Annotated in this window: 1 protein-coding gene and 2 pseudogenes; all 3 read left to right on the plus strand. The window is 46.8% G+C overall.

The features are described from left to right. Positions 1 to 333, plus strand: a pseudogene (locus BHE85_RS15755) (IS1-like element IS1X2 family transposase); the annotation flags it as partial. A gap of 24 nt (positions 334 to 357) precedes the next feature. After that, complete coding sequence (locus BHE85_RS15760; RefSeq protein ID WP_226342192.1) at positions 358 to 699, plus strand: hypothetical protein; 342 nt, start codon at positions 358 to 360, stop codon at positions 697 to 699. 244 nt (positions 700 to 943) lie between these two features. Continuing rightward, a pseudogene (locus tag BHE85_RS15765) lies at positions 944 to 1114 on the plus strand (RHS domain-containing protein); the annotation flags it as partial. Positions 1115 to 1264 lie beyond the last annotated feature (150 nt).

The raw sequence follows: 1264 nt of genomic DNA on the forward strand, positions 1-1264 counted from the left end.
TGGCTGTTTTACGCGTATGACAGGATACGGAGGACGGTTGTGGCGCACGTCTTCGGTGAACGCACTCTGGCCACACTGGAGCGTCTTCTGAGCCTGCTGCCGGCCTTTGAGGTCGTGGTATGGATGACGGATGGCTGGCCGCTGTATGAATCACGCCTGAAGGGAAAGCTGCACGTTATCAGCAAGCGTTACACTCAGCGCATTGAGCGACATAATCTGAATCTGAGACAACATCTGGCAAGGCTGGGACGGAAGTCACTGTCGTTCTCAAAATCGGTGGAGCTGCATGACAAGGTCATCGGGCATTATCTGAACATAAAACACTATCAGTAAGTTGGAGTCATTACCGATGCTGTCATGTGTCTCACTAAACCAGCATTCTCATATTATATTGCAGCCTATTTAAAACTTTTTATTGAAAATTATTACGAAGCTGATGCTTTAGTGGATACTATTTTAAATATGCTCACTCCTCCTGTTAGGAATGGTATCCCCAGCACTACATGGATAGCAAAAAATCTTGATTGCTTTAGTCGTAATAAAAGGGTGGCTATTTCTTTTACATTCCAATATTTATGTAATGAATATAATGATCCAAATACTGAAAAGGCGTTAAATATATATTGGGGACAGTATCTGAATGAATCATTGCTTATTAAAAATGTACAGAACTCTAAAAATAAATGTAAATCACAGTAAGACAGAACCAAGCAGAAATCGTGGGCGTGGTTCGCACCCTGACGGAGGGTGTAGCGTGTACTAGATCACAGTGAGCGACATCAAAGCTTGGTCACGTTCTGGCATTACGATGAAGCCGACCGCCTGACGCACCGTACCGTGAATGATGAAGATGCCGAGTGCTGGCAGTACAACGAACGGGGCTAGCTGACGGAAAAAGACGAGCAGCGCATCCGTGACGGCGGCAGCCACAGCCACCATTATCATGATGAAAAACCAGATGGAGCCGGAATACACGCCGCTGCGTAAAATTCACCTGTACCACTGCGACCACCGGGGACTGCCGCTGGCGCTGATACGCAGTGACGGCCGAACCGGATGGCGTGTAGAGTATGACGAATGGGGCAACCTGCTGAGTGAGGATAACCCGCACAGGGAAAGATCATCAGAAGTTCACTTTTTGTACTAAATAATTCGCATTTTATGTTTGGATTTGCCCCTATATTTCCAGACATCTGTTATCACTTAACCCATTACAAGCCCGCTGCCGCAGATATTCCCGTGGCGAGCGATAACCCAGCGCACT

This window comes from Shigella sp. FC1567, assembly GCF_001743015.1.
GTDB classification, from domain to species: domain Bacteria; phylum Pseudomonadota; class Gammaproteobacteria; order Enterobacterales; family Enterobacteriaceae; genus Escherichia; species Escherichia coli.

Coding starts and splice junctions, on each gene's coding strand:
- BHE85_RS15760 (WP_226342192.1), top strand. CDS start 358: ATGTGTCTCACTAAACCAGCATTCTCATATTATATTGCAGCCTATTTA.